Genomic DNA, 18122 nt, shown 5'->3' with positions numbered 1-18122 from the left:
CGCCACGTACTCCCTCCGCCGTCCCCCGCCGCACGCACGCACTGACCAAGTGGATGCGATTCCGGCCTCAGGCTCGTTTGGCGATGAGCCCCCGCTCCTGGTGCGTACCCCGCGTTGCCGCGCCGGCTTCGCCGGCCGCGGCATGCCGATCGTGCGCAACGACGCGCCCCATCCTCGCCCCCGACCCAAGACGGAGTCTTGGGTCGGCGTCCTAGTCGCGTATCAGGCGCTGCGTCGACTGCACGCGCAAGAGGTCGCCGCCGGGAAGCGCGGCCACGCGCTCGCGCCGGATGGCGTCCGCCCAGCGGGCCTGCTCCCGGTCGACCAGCTCGGGCACCGAGCCCCAGTCGCCGCGGCCGGAGATGAGGCGCACGAACGCGGTCCGCGCCTCCATGTCGTCCGGCGCGTACTGCAGGATGCGCCGTGCCTGCCAGAAGTAGGAGTCGGCGTCGACGTTGTGGTCGTAGAAGAAGTACAGGAAGCGCAGGTAGCGATCGAAGGCGCCGCGGTACGTCGCGTCGTACGCGGCGAGCGCCGTTGCCTCGTCCTCGACGCCGCGCACGATCTTCGCCGCCGCGCGACCACCGAGATAGGCCGCGAGACACGCGAGGTGCACGCCGGTCGAGAAGACGGGATCGATGAAGCAGGCGGCGTCGCCGGCGAGGAGATACCCCGGACCGTGGAATCGGCTGCTGTCGTAGGAGTAGTCGCGAATCGTGCGCACGGGCGAGACGAGCATCGCGTTGGCGAGCTTGGAGGCGATCGGCGGGCAGCGCTCGACGAGCCCGCGGAACGTTCTCTCGGGGTTCGCCTCGACGACATCTTCCCAGCGCCGGACGTCGATCACCGCCCCGACGCTCATCGTGTCGTCGTGCAGCGGGATGTACCAGAACCAGCCGTCGGCGAAGGCCGCACCGAAGAGGTTGTTGGCGGTCTCGCCGGGGAGGCGCTCGGCGCCCGTGTAGTAGCCGAAGATCGCCAGGTTCTTGAAGAACTCGTTGAAGCGGCGCAGGCCGTGGGCGCGTCCGAGGAGCGCGTGCTGTCCGCTCGCGTCGATCAGGAAGCGCGGCTCGAGGCGTAGCTCGCGCCCGTCGGCGCGGCGCGCGTACACGACGGGTGTCGGGCCGCTCGTGTCGACGCGCATCACGGTGTGCTCCTCGTGGACCTCGGCGCCGTGGGCGCGCGCGTTGTCGAGCAGCACCTGGTCGAACTCCGAGCGCACGACCTGGAAGCCGTACGGCCGCCCGCCCGGATCCTCGCGGAACCAGAAGCTCCAGGGCTCCTTCTGGCGGCCCCACTGGAACGTGCCACCGGGCTTGCGGAGGAAGCCGTGCCGTTCGATCGCGTCGGTCGCGCCGATCGCGTCGAAGATGGGCAGCGTCGCCGACAGGAGCGATTCGCCAATGTGGTAGCGCGGGAAACGCTCACGCTCGAGCACCACGACGCGCACGCCGGCGTCGGCGAGGACGGTCGCGGCGGTGGAGCCCGCCGGCCCGCCCCCGATGATGACCACGTCGGGTGCGCGCGTCACGTCGTCCATGGAGTTGCTAGCGGGTGACGCGATCGACCTTGTCGCCGACGAAGTAGACGGTCATGGTGTCCCAGCGATTGCGCCAGTACGTCCAGGTCGGCGAGTCGAGCGACGGCGTGCGATGCCCCGGGGGAATGCCGAGCGCCATCATCACCTGGTCCTTCGTCATGCCGGGCTCGACGAGACCCTGCTCGATCGCCTGCACGCGCTTGGCCGGCACCTTGCGCAGCATCTTGCGCGGGTCTTTCTCGGGGAACAGACGATCGAGGTAGGTCTCGAACGGGACCGCCTTGTCGGCGTACTTGTAGACGATGGTGAGGGTCGGGTAGCCCTGCGGCGTGAACTCGACGGCGTTGCGCCGGACGCGGTCGATGTAGACCGGCGTGCCGAAGGGGACCTTCGTGCCCACCTGCCACGCTGCATCGGTCGTCGTCGTCTTCTCGTAGTAGAGATTGCAGCAGAGGTACCGGTTCGTTCCCGTGTACGGGCTCGGGACCTCCGGGCTCTTGCAGCCGCCGATGAAACCGGCGGCAACCGCGACGATCAGCGCCAACGCACGAAGGGTGGTGTGCATCGCCCCCGGCTAGCAGACCGAATGCATGGCTTCAATCGTCGCGCGCAGCGAATCGCGTCTCAGCGTGCGGCCGCGGATGGTGGTCCCCCGCACTCCGGACTGCGCACGATGGTCAGATCCTTCGTGACGTAGCGACTGTTGGTCGCCTGGACCGTGTCGGTGACGGTTTCGTAGCACGGCGCGCCGGCGACCAGCGACACCTGCTGCCACGCCGCCTTCAGGCTGTAGTTGCCGTCCGGATCGGTCACCACCACCGGCGGGTACCCGCTGGCCGTCACCACCGCGCCGGCGACGGGCTTGTTCGTGTCCCGGTCGCGCACCGTGCCGGTGACGCGCATGGACGTGCAGCCGAGGGCGGACGCGACGAGCAGCAGCGCGGCGGCCGTGGAGCGGGCCCGCGTGGTCCCCATGTGGACGCCTCTCTCACGAGCGCGGATCGCTTGGCAAGGGTCCGCCCGCGGGTCCCCGCGTGGCGGCCGCCTGCGAAGTCCGATAGCGTCGCGCGCGTGTCCTCCCCGGTGAGCCTCTCGCCCCCGGCGACGCTTTCGTTGGACGACGTCGTACGCGTCGCCACGGGAGCGCGGGTCGGCATCGACGAGCGGACTTGGCCGCGCGTCGAAGCGAGCCACGAGCTGTTCCTTCGTCTCGCCGCCTCCGATCGCCTCGTCTACGGCATCAACACGGGCTGCGGGCCGCTGTGCGACCGTGTCGTGTCACCCGCGGAGATGGCGGCCTTCCAGGCGAATCTCGTCCGCAGCCACGCGAGCGGTCTCGGGCCGCTCCACCCGGGCGAGGTGTCGCGCGCGACCCTGCTCGTGCGGGCGCTGACGCTGGCGCAGGGTCGCTCGGGCGTACGGCGCGTCGTGGTCGAGCGGCTGGTCGCGATGCTGAATGCCGACGTCTGTCCCGCGATCCACGAGACGGGATCGGTCGGCGCGAGCGGCGATCTCGTCGAGCTCGCGCACGTGGCGCTCGCGCTCATGGGCGAAGGAACGGTGCTGCAGGGCGGCCGCATGCAGCCGGCGCGCGACGCGCTGCGCGCGGCGGGGCTGGAGCCCCTCGTGCTCGAAGGCCGCGAGGGCCTCGCGCTCATGAACGGCACCGCGTGCGAGGCGGGGCAGGCCGCGCTCGCCGTGGTGGGCGGCGAGGAGCTGGTCGCGGTCGCCGAGGCGGCGGCGGCGATCGTGTTCGACGTGCTGGGCGGCAACCCCGAGGCGTTCGATGCCCGCCTGCACGCGGCGCGCCCCCACGCGGGCCAGGCGGCGAGCGCGGCACATCTCGCGCGGCTGCTGGACGGCAGCCGTCGCGTGCGCGGGGCCGAAGCCCGGCGCGCGCTCGGCGACGGGCGCGCCGAGCCGGTGCAGGATCCGTACACGCTGCGCTGCGTGCCGCAGATCCTCGGCGCGGTGCGGGCGACGATCGCGCACGCGCGCGAGGTGGTGACCACCGAGGTGAACGCGGTCGGTGACAACCCGACCTTCTTCGCCGAGGACGGCGTCGTGCTGCACGGCGGGAACTTCCACGGACAGCCGCTCGCGCTCGCGATCGACTACCTGAAGGTTGCGCTCGCCGAGGTGGCGCTCTCGTCGGAGCGCCGGCTGGCGCGCCTCCTCGACCCGGCGACCAACGGCGGGCTGCCGCCGTTCCTGATCCGCGATCGGGCCGGGTTGCGGAGCGGCCTCATGGGCCTGCAGTACTGCGCCAGCTCGACGGTGGCGGAGAACGCCGTGCTGGCGCATCCGGCGACGCTCGGGTCCGTTCCGACCAACGCCAACAACCAGGACGTGGTGCCCATGGGAACGGTCGGCGTGCGCCACGCGCGCCGGATCCTCGACAACGCCCGTCGCGTGGTGGCGATCGAGCTGATCGCCGCCGCCGAGGCCGCGGACCTCGTGGGAACGGACGAGCTGGCGCCGCGCACGCGTGCCGTCACCGACGCGGTGCGATCGCTCGTGGCGCCGCTCGCCGCCGATCGCCCCCTCGGTGCCGACGTCGAACGGGTCGTAGCCGCGATCCCGTCGCTCGCCGACCTCGCCTGACCCGCTGGCCCACGGGCGTCGTCGTCGCTATACGCGGCGCATGGCCGGGCGCACGATCGTCTTCGTCGAGCCGCCCTACGTCTGCTGGGACCGCCGCATGGATCGCGTGCGGCAGGGAGAGGAGGACATCCCGGGGGTCGGCACGCTCGTCCTCGCCGCCCTGGCACGCGAACGCGGCCACCGCGTCCACGTGGTCGACGGCAAGCGCGCCGGCACGCCGGTCGACGAGGTGGCGTGGGCGGTGGCGCGTCACCGGCCCGATCACGTCGGAATCAGCGCCACCACCATCTCGGTGACGAACGCCGCCCGCATCGCGGCGCGCCTGAAGGAGCTGGTTCCGGACGCGATCGTGACGGTCGGGGGCCCGCACGTGAGCGCCGTGCCCGAGACGACGCTCGAGAGGTTCCTCGGCTTCGACTACGGGGTCGTGGGCGAGGGCGAACGGTCGTACTTTGCGTTGATCGACGCGCTCGACGCGGGCGCGTCGCCGGCGGACGTCCCCGGTCTCGTCCATCGTGACGGCGGCCACGTCCGCGCGAACCCGCGCGCGCCGTACCTCGACGGCGTCGAGCTCGACGAGCTGCCGGATCCGGCGTGGGACCTCGTGCCGGATTTTCCGCTGCGCTTCCAGCCGAACGTCTTCAACTACCGCGCGAGCCCCGTCGCGAGCCTCGTCACGTCACGCGGCTGCCCGTTCTCGTGCACCTTCTGCGATCGCTCGACGTCGGGGCGGCGCGGCCGGTACCACGGCGTCGACTACGTGCTGCGCCAGTGCCGGCGCCTGGCCGGCATGGGCGTCCGGCACGTGCTCTTCTACGACGACCTCTTCACCGTGAACAAAGCCCGCGTCGTCGAGCTGTGCGAGCGCCTGCTGGAGGAGCGGCTCGGCTTCACCTGGAGCTGCAACAGCCATCCGAACCTGCTCGATCCGAAGACGCTGCGGCTCATGCGGCGCGCGGGCTGCTGGCAGATCGCGTACGGCATCGAGTCGGGGTCGCAGCGCGTGCTCGACGTCGTGAAGCACGAGGTGCGCATCCCGCGCATGCTGCAGACGCTGCGCCAGACGCGCGAGGCCGGCATCCGCGTGAAGGGCCTCATGATGATGGCGCATCCGACCGAGGACGAGACCAGCCTCGCCGAGACGGTCGACTTCCTGCGCACGGCGCCGATCGATCTGGTGCAGATCACGAAGTTCACGCCGTATCCCGGCACGCCCTCGTACCCGACCGTCCGCGAGCACGGCACCTTCGTCGAGGACTGGGAGCGGATGAACGCCATGAACTGGGTGTTCGTGCCGAACGGCCTCACGCCCGAGGTGCTCGAGCGCTACTTCCGTCTCGCCTACCGGACGTTCTACGGCCGCCGCGACGTCCTGTGGGGCCTCGCGAAGACGCTCGCCGGCGAGCCGCGCTTCCTGCGCCGGGTGGCGACCTACGTGCGGGTCGGCGTGCGCGACTGGCTGTGGACGCCCACCGCGCCGACCCCGGCGTGAGCGCGATCCGGATCGCGGCGCTCGTTCCGGCCTATCAGGCGTCGGCGACGATCGCCGCGGTGGTGCGCGGAACGGCGGCGCGCGTGTCGCCGGTCGTGGTCGTGGACGACGGGTCGACCGACGCGACCGGCGAGGTCGCCCGTGCGGCGGGCGCGACCGTCCTGCGCCAGGAGCCGAACGCCGGCAAGGGCGCCGCGCTGGCACGCGGCTTTCGCCACCTCGTCGAGGGCGGCTTCACGCACGCCCTCACGCTCGACGCCGACGGCCAGCACCTGCCGGAGGAGATCCCGCTGCTCGTCGATGCGGCGCGCGCCGAGCCGGATGCCATCGTCGTCGGCGTGCGGCGCAAGGAAGGACACGAGATCCGCCCGCTCGCGCGCTTCGGCAACGTGGTGGCGGACTCGCTCATGCGACTGCTCGCGGGGCAGGAGCTTCCGGACACGCAGTCGGGCTTTCGCGTCTACCCCTTGGGCGCGACGCTCGCCCTGGGGGCGTCCGGGACGCGGTACGACTTCGAAACCGAGGTCCTGTTCCGGGCGGCGCGCCGGCGGATGACGCTCGTCGGGGTGCCCGTGCGCGTCCACTATCCGCCGATCGCGGAGCGCGTCAGCCATTTTCGGCCGCTCGTCGACACGCTGCGGATCATCCACACGATCGTGCGCATCCTGGTCGGGCTCGACGCCTAGACGCTGGGAAGGGCTTGGGCTATGGAGCCCGACCATGCGAACCATCGTCGTCGTGCTGTTGGGCGCCGCGCTCGCGGCCGCAGGCTGCGGAGGCAAGGGCGAGCCGAGCTGTCCACCCGCCAAGGAGATCGCGACGTCCAGCGTCGTGAAGAACGGCGACACCTGGGACGTGGTCATCACGTCCAACATCGAAGCGCCGGTCGACAAGGTGCTCGAGGCCGCCACGCATCCCGAGAACGGGCACGACCTGGTGCCCGAGAACCTCCTCAAGACCGAGATCCTGAAGGAGGACGGCAACACGAAGACGGTGGACATCGTCGCGCGCCTCGACATCCTGCCGCCGGGCTTCAAGGTGCAGAACATCCGCACCGAGTACACGTACTACCCGCAGGACAAGCGCTTCACGACCAAGTCGATCGACTTCAAGCTCGCCGACATCACCGCCGACTACAAGTTCGAGCCGTCGGCCGACGGCAAGGGCACGGTGGTGAAGCTGAACCAGAAGAGCAAGGACAAGTCGCCGCTCATCCTCGACACGCTCCAGAAGCAGGCGCTCTGCGAGACCTTCTCGATCCAGATGAAGGTCGTACGCCGCGGCCTCGGGCTCGACGAGAAGCCGGCGAGCTGATCGCCGGCGCCCGGGACGGGTCGTGCGCATCACCGCGGCGCGCTTCGAGGGCGCGGCCGCGCGCCCCGGCACCGGTCCCGCGGCCGGACCGCCCGAGATCGCGATCGCCGGCAGATCGAACGTCGGCAAATCCTCGCTGCTGAACGCCGTGCTCGGCCGGCGCGGCCTCGCGCGGACCTCGAGCACGCCCGGACGAACACGCCAGATCAACTTCTTCCTCGTGAACGAGCGCTTCCGGCTGGTCGACCTGCCGGGCTACGGCTTCGCCGTCGGCCCCGAGGCCGAGCGCCGTGCGTGGGGACCGCTCGTGGAACGCTACCTGCGCGAGCGCGAGACCCTGTGCGGGGTGATCGTCATCGTGGATCTCCGGCGCGGTCTCGAGAGCGAGGAGATCGAGCTGCTGGCGTTCCTGGCCGACGTCGGGCGCCCGGCGGCGCTGGTGGCGACCAAGGCCGACAAGCTTCGGCGCGGTGCTGCGACGACGGCGATCCGCAAGCTCCAGGGCACGGCCGGGCGCGCCGTCCCCGTGATCGCCTTCTCGTCGCGAACGGGCGACGGCCGCGAGCGCTTCTGGGAGATCGTCCGGACCTGGCTCGACGATGCACCGGCGCCCCGGCATAAGGGGGCCCGCGCATGAGCCGGGAACGGGCGATCGGCGTCTTCGACTCCGGCGTGGGCGGGCTCACGGTGCTCCACGAGATCGTGAAGACCCTGCCGCACGAGGAGACGATCTACTTCGGCGACACCGGCCGCTATCCCTACGGCACGAAGTCGGCCGAGGTGATCACGCAGTATTCGCTGGAGAACGTCGAGTTCCTGGTCGGCCGCGGCGTCAAGCTGCTGGTGGTGGCATGCAACTCGGCGTCGTCGGTGGCGCTCGACGCGATCCGCGCGCGCTGCGACGTGCCCGTCGTGGGCGTGATCGAGCCCGGAGCGCGCGCCGCCGTCGCGCGCACCCGGACCCACCGGGTCGGTGTGATCGGTACCGACGCCACGATCGCGTCCGGCGCCTACACGCGGGCGCTCCGCGCGCTCGCGCCCTCGCTGGAGATCTACACCCGCGCCTGTCCGCTCTTCGTCCCCCTCGCCGAGGAGGGCTGGACCGACGGCCCCATCGCGCGCCAGGTCACGGAGACGTACCTCACGAGCCTCGCTCGCAGCGGCATCGACACGCTGATCCTCGGCTGCACGCACTACCCGCTCTTGAAGCCCCTCATCGCGCACGTCATGGGCACCGAGGTCGCGATCGTCGACTCCGCGGAAGAGACGGCGCGCGTCGTGGTGGCCGAGCTCGACGCCGCCGGGCTCCGCCGGACGGACGGCGCCAGCCGCGCGAGCTTCTTCGTCACCGACACGCCGGAGCGCTTCGTGCGGGTCGGTCAGCGCTTCTTCGGGGCGCGTGTCGAGTCGGCCGTCCGGATCGAGCGCTGAGGCCGCGCGAGTCGGTGCCGCGAGGTCGGGGACGAGGCTTCGGCTTCGGCTCCGCCGCGCGAGAAGACACGCGGCCCGTCATGGCCCTTACTTCTCGTCGCGCCGCTTCGCAGGCGCCTCCGCCTCGTCCCCGACCTCGCGACGCGCCGCCTCGCGGGCTCGTGGCTTTGGGGCTAGGAGAAGCGTTGGAACGAAAACGCCCCGGCCGGCAGGACTCGGCCGATCGCTCGGTGGGCGACGCGAAGCGCGCGCAGTGTGGCGAGGCGCATCTGAATGAACGACGCAAGAAGATACTGTAGTCGCAGTTTACCTGCCAGGGTCGCCGGGCGAGCCTGGAGGCGCCTCGCTGCTCGCTGGTCGCTCGTCCCCGTATTGCCGCGCCGGCTTGGCCGGCCGCGGCACCCCGCTCGCGCGAGCCACCCACCCCACACCCTCACCCCCGAGCCGAGACGAAGTCTCGGCTCGGCATCCTTGACCTCTCGCGGACCGGCAGAAACAATGCCGCGTTCCCGATGGCGACGATCCTGACCAAGCTGTTCGGCAGCGCCAACGACCGGCTGCTGAAGCGGCTGTGGCCCATCGTCTACGAGATCAACGACCTCGAGGCGCGGATGGAGGCGCTGCCGGCGGAGGCCTTTCCGGCCATGACGGCCGAGTGGAAGGCCAAGCTGGCCGCCGAGGAGGCGACGCTCGACGAGATCCTGCCCGAGGCCTTCGCGGCCGTGCGGGAGGCGGGGCGCCGGACGATCGGGCTCCGCCACTACGACGTGCAGTGCCTGGGCGGCATCGTGCTGCACCAGGGCAAGATCGCCGAGATGAAGACCGGCGAGGGCAAGACCCTGGTCGCCACCCTGCCGCTCTACCTGAACGCGCTCACCGGCAAGGGCGCCCACCTCGTCACCGTGAACGACTACCTCGCCCGGCGCGACGTGCAGTGGATGGGGCCGATCTACTCCTTCCTCGGCCTCACCGTCGGCTCGATCATCCACGACGCGAGCCTCGTCTTCGACCCGCTCTACATCCCGAAGGACTACCGGCTGCTGCACCTGCGGCCGGTCGAGCGGCGCGAGGCCTACCGCGCCGACATCACCTACGGGACGAACAACGAGTTCGGGTTCGACTACCTGCGCGACAACATGAAGTTCAGCCTCGAGGAGTACGTCCAGCGCGAGCTGAACTTCGCGATCGTCGACGAGGTCGACAACATCCTCATCGACGAGGCGCGCACGCCGCTCATCATCTCGGGACCGGCCGAGCAGTCGAGCGAACGCTACTACCAGGTGAACCGCATCATCCCGCGGCTCACCAAGGAGACCGACTTCACGATCGACGAGAAGCACAAGAACGTGACTTTGACCGAGGAGGGCATCGCGAAGTGCGAGCGCCTGCTCGGGGTCGCGAACCTCTACGACCCGAGCCAGATCGACTCGCTGCACCACGTCCAGCAGGCGTTGCGCGCGCACACGCTCTTCAAGCGCGACGTCGACTACGTGGTGAAGGACGGCGAGGTCATCATCGTCGACGAGTTCACCGGACGCTTGATGCCGGGCCGCCGCTGGTCGGACGGCCTGCACCAGGCGGTCGAGGCGAAGGAGGGCGCGCGGATCGAGAGCGAGAACCAGACGCTCGCGACCGTCACCATCCAGAACTACTTCCGCATGTACGCGAAGCTCGCCGGCATGACCGGCACGGCGGACACCGAGGCCGTCGAGTTCCAGAAGATCTACAAGCTCGACGTGGTCGTGATGCCGCCGAACAAGGTCATGCGGCGGACCGACCACGCCGACGTGGTCTACAAGAGCGAGCGGGAGAAGTTCGACGCCGTCGTGGGCGAGATCCGCGACTGCCACGACAAGGGCCAGCCGGTCCTGGTCGGGACGACGTCCGTCGAGAAGTCCGAATACGTCTCGAAGCTGCTCAAGAAGGCGGGCGTCAAGCACAACGTGCTGAACGCCATCAACCACGAGGCCGAGGCGAACATCATCGCCCAGGCCGGTCGCTTCGGCCAGGTGACGATCGCGACCAACATGGCCGGCCGCGGCACCGACATCCTGCTGGGCGGCAACCCCGAGTTCCTCGCCCGTTCCGAGATGGAGAACGAGTGGATCCGCACCGCCGGGAAGCTCCAGGGATCCAGCTCGGCCGGCGAGCGCTACGAGGACGCGCTGCGCATCCTGCGCGAGAAGCACGACGAGCAGGTGCAGCGGCTCCGCAAGGAGCACGAGGCCGCCATCGCCGCGATCGAGGCCGAGCGGGCCCAGGGCCTGCAGGCGCTGACCGAGGCGGATCGGAAGCTGCGCGAGCTGTCGCCGTTCCGCGTCGTGCGCGAACGCTACGACCAGGTGAGCTCGATGGAGCTGATCCCCGCGATCCGCGAGCACGAGCCCGTGCCGAGTCGCTATCAGAAGGTACGCGAGGAGCTGGAGCAGAACCTCCTCGCCGCGGACGGCGGCGGCGGGCTCGCCGAGCACGCACGCGCGAGCGAGCTGCGGGAGCGATTCGCGAGCGTGCTCGCGACGTGGGACGAGGCGGGCCGGCGCACCGAGGACCTGGCCCGCGAGCTGAGCGACGCGCGCGCCGAGTACGAGCGCGGGATCGCCGACCTCGAGGTCGCCATCCTGGTGAAGGGACCGGGCGCGGGCAACGGCGACCTCTCGAGCTGGCGGACGGCCTACGTCGACGCCGAGCAGACGTATCACGACGCCGAGCGACGCTACGAGGAGCTGCGGGGCCCGTACGAGGATGCGATGCGCGCCGCCGAGCAGGACTACGAATCGCAGCGCGCGCAGTACGTCTCGGTGGTCGAGCAGCTGCGCGAGGACCTGCAGAAGGCGCCGCAGGAGTACGACGCGCGCTTCAAGACGATCCTGGCGAAGTATCAGGAGACCTGCGCCGGCGAGCGCGACAAGGTGGTCGAGGCGGGTGGGCTCCACATCATCGGCACGGAGCGCCACGAGGCGCGCCGCATCGACAACCAGCTCCGCGGCCGCGCGGGACGCCAGGGGGATCCCGGGTCGTCGCGCTTCTACCTCTCGCTCGAGGACGACCTCCTGCGCATCTTCGGCGCCGACCGGATGCAGAACATCATGCAGCGGCTCGGCATGGAGGAGGGCGTCCCGATCGAGCACCGCTTCGTCACGCGCGCCATCCTGAACGCCCAGGAGAAGGTCGAGGCGCACAACTTCGACATCCGCAAGCACCTCCTCGAGTACGACGACGTCCTCAACAAGCAGCGCGAGGTGATCTACGGCCGGCGCCGGGAGATCCTCACCAAGGAGAGCCTGCGCGAGGACGTGGTCGAGATCGCGCAGGGGCTCGCCGCCGACCTCGTCCAGGAGCACCTCGGCGGCGACGAGCCCGAGGACGGCCACGACTGGAAGACGTTCGACGACGCCGTGTTCACGCAGTTCAACTTCCGCCTCCAGGTGCCGGAGGCCGAGCGCGAGACGATCGCGCCCCGGCAGCTCGGGGGCGTCCTGCAGGAACGCGTCGCCGAGGCGTACGCGCACCGCGAGCAGCAGTACGGCGAGCCCATCGTCCGCTACCTCGAACGGCTCATCTGGCTGCAGACGCTGGACGCCTTGTGGCGCGAGCACCTGCTCGCGATGGACCATCTGAAGGAAGGCATCGGGCTGCGCGGCTACGGCCAGAAGAACCCGCTGCAGGAGTACCAGAAGGAAGGCTACGACCTGTTCGAGGACATGATCCGGCGCATGGAGGCGGACATCGTCGAGAAGCTGTGGAGCGTGCAGGTGCACGTGGGCGGACAGGCGGCCGGCGCGCCGGGCGCCCCACCCGCGGCAGCGCCGGCGACGGGCGGAGCCGCCATGCCGCGCGAGATCGTCGAGGCGGAGCGCCGCCGCCAGCAGGCCCAGCAGAAGATCCGCCTGACACACGCGAGCCCGGCCGCCGAAGGCGGCGAGGCGCCGGCCAAGGTCGAGACCATCCGGCGCGACACCGAGAAGGTCGGGCGCAACGATCCATGTCCCTGCGGGAGCGGCAAGAAGTACAAGAAGTGTCACGGGCAGGCGGCGTGACGCAGCCCGGAGGGTGGGGATGAAGCTGCGGCGCCGCGCGCACGCGGTGGTCGTCCCGGGCTTCCGCTTCGCCGGCGTCCGCTCGGGGCTGAAGACGGCCGGGCCGGACGTCGCGCTCATCGTCGCCGACCGCCCGGTGGTGGTCGCGGGCGTGTTCACGACCAACCGTACCGCAGCGGCGCCGGTGCGCGTCACGCGCGAGCGCGCGCGCAACGGCCGGGCGCGGGCGGTGCTGGTGCACGCCGGCAACGCGAACGCGTGCACCGGAGCGCAAGGCCTTCGGACCGTCGAGGTCTCGACCGCGCTCGTGGCCCGCAAGCTCGGCGTCCCGGCGCGCGCCGTGCTCGCGTGCGCGACCGGCAAGATCGGCGTGCCCGTGCCCCACGACGTGCTGCTGCCGGGCGTCAGCCGCGCCGTCGACGCGCTCGCCATCCGCGGGTTTCCGGACATGGCGCGCGCCATCATGACGACCGACGCGTTTCCGAAGACGGCAGTGCGGCGGATCCGGATCGGCGATCGGCCCGTCACCGTCGCCGTCGCGGGCAAGGGTGGCGGCATGATCGCGCCGAACATGGCGACGCTGCTGGTGTTCGCCATGACGGACGCGCGGCTGTCGGCAGGCTACGCGCGGCAGACGCTTCGCGCGGCGGTGGACGCGACGCTCAACGAGGCGACCGTCGACGGCGACACGAGCACGAACGACACGGTGCTGCTGCTCGCGAGCGGCGCGGCGGGGAACCCGATCGTGCGCGGCGGCCGCGCCGGAGAGGCGTTCGGCGTGGCGCTCGAGAGCGCGCTCGCGGAGATCGCCGAGCTGGTGGTCCTCGACGGCGAGGGAGCGACGCGGGTCGTCGAGGTCGAGGTGAGCGGGGCGCGCAGCGCCGCCGATGCACGACGGGCGGCGCGCGCGATCGGCGAGTCGACGCTCTGCAAGGCGGCCTTCCACGGCGCGGATCCGAACTGGGGGCGCTTCGTCTGCGCCGCCGGCTACAGCGGCGCCGCGATCGACGGCGAGCGCGTCGACGTCACCATCGGCGGCGTGCGTGTCCTGCAGCGCGGGCGGCCGAAGACGTCGGCGATCCCCGCTGCGGCGCGGCGCATGCGAGGCCGCCGCGTCGTCGTCCGGCTGGACCTGCACCTCGGCGGCGGGCGAGCGCGAGTGCTCGCGTCCGATCTCACGCCCGCGTACGTCCGCTTCAACAGCGCGTACAGCACGTGAAGACGGCGGGGCTCGTCGCCCTGACAGTGGCGCTGCTCGGGGCGACGACGATGATCGCCCCGCTCGTGGCCGCCGGCGTCGCGGCGATCGGCGGGCACGCACCGTTCACGCGGATCTACAACCGCGTCTTCGAGGTCCTGCTGGTGATCGCGCTGGTCGCGACCTGGCGCCGCCTCGATCTGGGCGGCCCTGCCGCGTGGGGTCTGCGCCGCGACGGCTGGAGCCGCGCGCTCGGCGTCGGGCTCGCCATCGGCCTTGCCGGCATCGCGGTCGGCCTCGTCGCGGCGTGGGTGGGCGGTGGTCTCGTGCCCGCGTTGCGCTTCGATGCCTTCAAGACCGTTCGCAAGGCGCTGCTCGGGATCGGCGCCGCGATGGTGGTGGGTGTCGGCGAGGAGACGCTCTTTCGCGGCATCCTGCTCCGCCGCTTCTCGCTCGATCTCGGGGCACGCGGCGGGCTCGCCCTCACGACCATCATCTACGGCATCGTGCACGCGCTGCGGGGCGGGAAGGTCGCGAGCGTGGGACCGTGGGCCGGCGTCGAGCGCACGCTCGGGCTCTTCGCGCCCCTCGGCAACCCCGCCACGCTCGCGGGCGTCGCGGGGCTGTGCGGCCTGGGGTTGCTGCTCGCCGTCGCGCGACAGCGGACGGGGAGCCTGTGGGTGCCGATCGGCATCCACGCCGCGTGGGTCGGGGTGTTCCGCGTCGGGCGGCTCTTCTTCGACATCCGGCAGCGGCCGGCCTGGCTCGTCGGCCCGGGATGGCCGCCGCTCGTGGGTGGCGCAGCGGGCCTGCTCGCGCTGGTGGTGTCGGCGTGGACGCTGCGCGCCGTCCTTGCGAAGCGCGCGGCGGCTCGGAATTTACCTTGAGGCTCCCCGTCCCGGTATGGTCTAACGGAAACGGAAAGGTCAGGAGGGGGATCTGCATGCGTAGCGTGCGCGCTTCGGTCGTCGCCTCGGGTGTGCTCGTGTGCCTCGTCCTCGGGGCGATCGCCGCCCGGGCGCAGTCGTTCACGAACTTCGAGACCGGCCACGTCCGGCCGCTGGCCCTGTCGCCGGACGGGAGCCGCCTCTTCGCGGTCAACACTCCGGACAATCGGCTCGCGATCTACGACGTCGGCGTGGGCTCGCTGACGCTGGCGGCCGAGGTGCCGGTCGGCCTCGAGCCCGTCGCCGTGGCGGCGCGGACCAACACCGAGGTGTGGGTCGTGAACCACCTCTCCGACAGCCTCAGCATCGTCCAGGTCGACACCGCGACGCCGGCGCAGTCGCACGTGGTTCAGACCCTCTTCACCTGCGACGAGCCGCGGGACATCGTCTTCGCAGGCCCGGGCAACGGGCGCGCCTTCGTCACGACCGCGCGGCGAGGCCAGAACTGCCCGGTGGCGGCGAACCTCACGACCGCCGGCACGAGCCGCGCGCTGGTCCAGGTGTGGGACGCGACCAACCCCGGCGCCGGCATGGGCGGCGCACCCCTCACGACGATCCAGCTCTTCGGCGACACGCCGCGGGCGCTCGCCAGGAGCACGGACGGGACGCGTGTCTACGCGGCCGTCTTCCACTCGGGCAATCGCACGACCGCGATCAACCAGACGGCCGTGAGCGGGAACGGCCAGGGCCTGCCGCCGGACCCGGTCGAGTCGGCCTATCCGACGCCGAAGCCGGCCGTCGGTCTCATCGTCAAGTTCGACACGACGGCGAGCGTCTGGCGCGACGAGCGTCCCACCAGCAACTGGAACAGCGCGGTGCCGTTCAGCTTGCCCGACCGCGACGTCTTCATCATCGACGCGACCGCGAATCCGCCGGTGCCGGTCGGCGGCACGAACAGCGTCGTGGGCGTCGGCACGATCCTCTTCAACATGGCGGTGCGCCCGAACGCGAGCGGCCAGATCTACGTCGCGAACCTCGACTCGCGCAACAACGTGCGCTTCGAGCCGCGCATCCCGTCGACGGGCGGCGGCGTGCAGGGCCACATCGCCGAGAGCCGCATCACCGTGATCAACGGCACGACGCCGACGCCGCACCATCTCAACCCCGACATCGACTACACCTGCGTTCCGCCGACCTGCCCGAACGACCCGGTCGAGATCGAGCAGAGCCTCGCCTTCCCGATGGACATGACGTTCTCGTCGAACGGCGCCCGGCTCTACGTCGCCGGCCTCGGATCGGAGAAGGTCGGCATCTTCGACACGGCCCAGCTCGAAGCCGGGAACATCACGCCCGCGACCAAGCACCTGGTCGAGGTCGGTGGCGGGCCGTCGGGCCTCGCGCTCGACGAGGCGCGCAACCAGCTCTACGTGATGAACCGCTTCGACCACACCATCTCGATCGTGGCGAACGCGAGCAATCCGGCGACGGCCGCCGAGCTCGCCGTCGTGCCGCTGCGCTTCGATCCGTCGCCGCCCGTCGCCAAGGTCGGCCGCCGCTTCCTCTACGACGCGCGGCACACCTCGGCGCACGGCGACAGCGCGTGCGCGAGCTGCCACATCTTCGGCGACTTCGACAGCCTGGCCTGGGACCTCTCGAACCCGCTCGATCCGAACATCGTGCCGAACGACAACCCGTTCCGCGTGAAGCCGCCGGCCGTCGCGATCGAGGACCTGAGCCTCGGCGGGCCGGGCGTCGGCATCCCGTGCGACACCTGCGAGTTCCACCCGATGAAGGGCCCGATGACGACGCAGACGTTGCGCGGCATGGCCCCGAACGGGCCGATGCACTGGCGCGGCGACCGCACGGGTGGCACGACCGGCCAGGACCCGTTGAGCGAGGACCTCGCCTTCAAGGCGTTCAACCCGGCGTTCGTGGGCCTCCTCGGGCACGACACGCAGCTCTCGGCGCAGGACATGCAGGACTACACGAACTTCATCCTGTCGGTGGCCCTGCCGCCGAATCCGCTGCGCAACCTCGACGAGACGCTCAACAACAACACCGCCTCGGAGTCGCAGGGCTCGACGTTCTTCACCGGCACGCCGGTCGACGCGGGCATCCTCACGTGCGAGTTCTGCCACCGCAATCCCCTGGGGAGCGACGGCCTGTCGTCGTTCGAGGGCGAGACGCAGGAGTTCAAGATCGCCCACCTGCGCAACATCTACCAGAAGGTGGGCATGTTCGCGGTCGCGGGCGACCAGGTGCGCGGCTTCGGGTACCTCCACGACGGCAGCGTCGCGACGGTCTTCAACTTCCTGCAGGCGGGCGTCTTCCAGTTCGGGCAGAGCGCCAACACCAAGCGGCGGAACCTCGAGGCCTTCATCGACGTGTTCGACACCGGCATCGCCCCGGCCGTCGGCCAGCAGGTGACGGTCAACGCGACGAACCTGAACGACTCCAACCTGACGACCCGGATCGACGTCCTCGTCGCGCGTGACGAGGCCGCGCGCTGCGACCTCGTCGTCAAGGGGAGCATCGGCGGCGTCGCGCGCGGGTGGGTGTACGTGGGCGGCAGCAACTTCCAGCCCGACCGCAACGCCGACCCCGTCATCGGCACGACCGCGCTGCGGGGGCTCGCGTCGACGGCCGGACAGGAGCTGACCTACACGTGCGTGCCGCTCGGCTCCGGGGCGCGCATCGGCGTCGACCGCGACGGCGACGGCACCTTCGACCAGCGCGAGATCGACTGCGGCACGGATCCCGCGAACCCGGCGAGCGTGTCACCGCCGACCGGATCCTGCGCCGGAGGCACGACCACGACGTCGACGTCGACCGTGACCACGAGCTCGACGACCACGTCGACCACGTCGTCGACCACCACCACGACGGTGGTGGTTCCCACGACCACCAGTACGACGGCGGCGACGACCACGTCGAGCACCTCCAGCACGTCCGCCGGGTCGGCCAGCACGTCGACGACGACGTCCACCACGACCACGACGGCGGCCGGCGGATCGACCACGACGCTGCCGATCGTGCTCATCCAGTCGACCGCCCTGAACCTCCGCGATCGCTCGACGCCGCCGCCGGACCCGAACCGGCGCAAGATCTCGTTCAAGTCGACGACCGTGGCCGACCCGATGGCGAACCGCATCGTCGTCCCGGCGCGCGGCTCGGCCGGCGACCCGACGCTGCCCGAGGGCGCGGTGCTCGAGGTCTACAACTCGTCGGGTAGCGGCGAGAAGGTGTCGGTGACGCTGGCGTCGGGCGGCTGGACCGCCTACGACAGCTCGGCCACGCCGAAGGGATACCGGTACAAGAGCCCGAACCCGACCGATCCGATCACGCGCGTCGTCGTGAAGGCGAACCAGCTCCGCATCCGGGGCGGCAAGTCCGGATGGGGCTACACGCTCGACGAGTCGTCGCAGGGCACCGTCGCCGTGCGCCTGACGATGGGGGCGGGCTTCCGCTGGTGCGCGAACTCGCCCGCCAAGTCGAGCGGGAACCCGGCGAACAACGACCGGGTCGACAAGTTCTCGGGCGAGCGCCGCGCCCCGGCGCCCGCGACCTGCCCGGCGGTCCCCTGATCTCCGATTCCCGCGGGTGAGAATCGACGGCGCGG

At 71.0% G+C, this 18122-nt stretch carries 13 protein-coding genes; 10 read left to right on the top strand and 3 right to left on the bottom strand.

What is annotated here, in order from left to right; translation table 11 throughout:
• Positions 1–211: 211 nt before the first annotated feature.
• From VMS22_22825 to VMS22_22815, 3 genes are read right to left on the bottom strand one after another with little or no spacing between them, the layout of a single operon-like run.
• Complete coding sequence (locus VMS22_22825; protein ID HXJ36881.1) at positions 212–1540, bottom strand: NAD(P)/FAD-dependent oxidoreductase; 1329 nt, start codon at positions 1538–1540, stop codon at positions 212–214.
• 7 nt (positions 1541–1547) lie between these two features.
• Positions 1548–2105, bottom strand: coding sequence for a hypothetical protein (locus tag VMS22_22820; GenBank protein ID HXJ36880.1), 558 nt, complete (start codon positions 2103–2105; stop codon positions 1548–1550).
• Positions 2106–2164: 59 nt separating this feature from the next.
• Positions 2165–2515: a carboxypeptidase regulatory-like domain-containing protein gene (locus tag VMS22_22815; protein HXJ36879.1), complete on the bottom strand. Its 351-nt coding sequence runs from the start codon at positions 2513–2515 to the stop codon at positions 2165–2167.
• A 96-nt stretch (positions 2516–2611) separates the two neighbouring features.
• Between VMS22_22815 and VMS22_22810 the strand changes: the two genes are divergently transcribed.
• The 10 genes from VMS22_22810 (at position 2612) to VMS22_22765 (ending at position 18087) form a co-directional block, all read left to right on the top strand.
• Positions 2612–4144 (top strand): aromatic amino acid ammonia-lyase, encoded by a 1533-nt coding sequence (locus VMS22_22810; GenBank protein HXJ36878.1) that lies wholly within the window; start codon positions 2612–2614, stop codon positions 4142–4144.
• A 40-nt stretch (positions 4145–4184) separates the two neighbouring features.
• The gene (locus tag VMS22_22805) at positions 4185–5636 is read left to right on the top strand and encodes a radical SAM protein (GenBank protein HXJ36877.1); all 1452 of its coding nucleotides are present in this window, start codon (positions 4185–4187) and stop codon (positions 5634–5636) included.
• Positions 5633–6322: a glycosyltransferase family 2 protein gene (locus tag VMS22_22800; GenBank protein HXJ36876.1), complete on the top strand. Its 690-nt coding sequence runs from the start codon at positions 5633–5635 to the stop codon at positions 6320–6322. The genes VMS22_22805 and VMS22_22800 overlap by 4 nt, the downstream gene beginning before the upstream one ends.
• 34 nt (positions 6323–6356) lie before the next feature.
• Entirely contained in the window at positions 6357–6950 is a 594-nt protein-coding gene (locus VMS22_22795) for an SRPBCC family protein (protein ID HXJ36875.1), read from the top strand.
• A 22-nt stretch (positions 6951–6972) separates the two neighbouring features.
• Positions 6973–7587 carry a ribosome biogenesis GTP-binding protein YihA/YsxC gene (gene yihA, locus VMS22_22790; protein HXJ36874.1) on the top strand — a complete coding sequence of 205 codons (615 nt, stop codon included), beginning with the start codon at positions 6973–6975 and terminating at the stop codon, positions 7585–7587.
• The gene (gene murI, locus VMS22_22785; protein ID HXJ36873.1) at positions 7584–8381 is read left to right on the top strand and encodes a glutamate racemase; all 798 of its coding nucleotides are present in this window, start codon (positions 7584–7586) and stop codon (positions 8379–8381) included. The genes yihA and murI overlap by 4 nt, the downstream gene beginning before the upstream one ends.
• Positions 8382–8893: 512 nt before the next feature.
• Complete coding sequence (gene secA / locus VMS22_22780; GenBank protein ID HXJ36872.1) at positions 8894–12418, top strand: preprotein translocase subunit SecA; 3525 nt, start codon at positions 8894–8896, stop codon at positions 12416–12418.
• A gap of 19 nt (positions 12419–12437) precedes the next feature.
• The gene (argJ, locus tag VMS22_22775) at positions 12438–13637 is read left to right on the top strand and encodes a bifunctional glutamate N-acetyltransferase/amino-acid acetyltransferase ArgJ (protein HXJ36871.1); all 1200 of its coding nucleotides are present in this window, start codon (positions 12438–12440) and stop codon (positions 13635–13637) included.
• A complete protein-coding gene (locus tag VMS22_22770; protein ID HXJ36870.1) occupies positions 13634–14503 on the top strand; it encodes a CPBP family intramembrane glutamic endopeptidase in 870 nt (289 codons plus the stop codon). Before argJ ends, VMS22_22770 begins: the two co-directional genes overlap by 4 nt.
• A gap of 56 nt (positions 14504–14559) precedes the next feature.
• A complete protein-coding gene (locus tag VMS22_22765) occupies positions 14560–18087 on the top strand; it encodes a hypothetical protein (GenBank protein ID HXJ36869.1) in 3528 nt (1175 codons plus the stop codon).
• Positions 18088–18122 lie beyond the last annotated feature (35 nt).

It is taken from the genome of Candidatus Eisenbacteria bacterium (assembly GCA_035577985.1).
Lineage (GTDB): Bacteria > Desulfobacterota > Binatia > DP-6 > DP-6 > DATJZY01.
Note: the sequence above shows the minus strand (reverse complement) of the source record. Positions and strands in the feature narration are given on the sequence as shown.

Coding starts and splice junctions, on each gene's coding strand:
- VMS22_22825 (HXJ36881.1), bottom strand. CDS start 1,540: ATGGACGACGTGACGCGCGCACCCGACGTGGTCATCATCGGGGGCGGG.
- VMS22_22820 (HXJ36880.1), bottom strand. CDS start 2,105: ATGCACACCACCCTTCGTGCGTTGGCGCTGATCGTCGCGGTTGCCGCC.
- VMS22_22815 (HXJ36879.1), bottom strand. CDS start 2,515: ATGGGGACCACGCGGGCCCGCTCCACGGCCGCCGCGCTGCTGCTCGTC.
- VMS22_22805 (HXJ36877.1), top strand. CDS start 4,185: ATGGCCGGGCGCACGATCGTCTTCGTCGAGCCGCCCTACGTCTGCTGG.
- VMS22_22795 (HXJ36875.1), top strand. CDS start 6,357: ATGCGAACCATCGTCGTCGTGCTGTTGGGCGCCGCGCTCGCGGCCGCA.
- murI (HXJ36873.1), top strand. CDS start 7,584: ATGAGCCGGGAACGGGCGATCGGCGTCTTCGACTCCGGCGTGGGCGGG.
- secA (HXJ36872.1), top strand. CDS start 8,894: ATGGCGACGATCCTGACCAAGCTGTTCGGCAGCGCCAACGACCGGCTG.
- argJ (HXJ36871.1), top strand. CDS start 12,438: ATGAAGCTGCGGCGCCGCGCGCACGCGGTGGTCGTCCCGGGCTTCCGC.
- VMS22_22765 (HXJ36869.1), top strand. CDS start 14,560: ATGCGTAGCGTGCGCGCTTCGGTCGTCGCCTCGGGTGTGCTCGTGTGC.